The 628-nt window shown below is 59.7% G+C and carries 1 protein-coding gene; it reads right to left on the bottom strand.

The genetic code is table 11. The annotated features are described in order from the left end of the window. On the bottom strand, positions 1–628 hold a 628-nt coding region (locus V757_RS28385), incomplete at its 5' end, for a hypothetical protein (protein WP_218184483.1).

Below are 628 nucleotides of genomic sequence, written 5' to 3'. Positions count from 1 at the left end.
TCAGAGCGCTAGACGCTGAAGTCGATGCAGCTGAGGCACTCGTTGAGGCAGCTGAGGCACTTGAACCAGCACTAGACGCTGAAGTTGACGCCGATGACGCACTCGTTGAGGCAGCTGAGGCACTTGAGCCAGCACTAGACGCTGAAGCTGACGCCGATGACGCACTTGAATCAGCGCTAGACGCTGACGTTGACGCCGATGACGCACTGCTTGAGGCGGCTGACGCACTTGAACCGGCGCTAGACGCTGACGTTGACGCCGATGACGCACTTGAATCAGCGCTAGACGCTGAAGTCGATGCAGCTGAGGCACTCGTTGAGGCAGCTGAGGCACTTGAACCAGCACTAGACGCTGAAGTTGACGCCGATGACGCACTCGTTGAGGCAGCTGAGGCACTTGAACCGGCGCTAGACGCTGAAGTCGAGGCCGATGACGCACTCGCTGAGGCGGCTGACGCACTTGAGCCAGCACTAGAGGCTGACGTTGACGCCGATGACGCACTCGTTGAGGCGGCTGACGCACTTGAACTAGCTCTAGAACGCTGAGTTGACGCCGAATGACGCACTCGCTGAGGCGGCTGACGCACTGAACCGGCACTAGACGCTGAAGTCGAGGCCGATGACGCACT

It is taken from the genome of Pelistega indica (genome assembly GCF_000506865.1).
GTDB lineage: Bacteria > Pseudomonadota > Gammaproteobacteria > Burkholderiales > Burkholderiaceae_B > Taylorella > Taylorella indica.
This window is presented reverse-complemented; position numbering and strand designations above follow the sequence as displayed.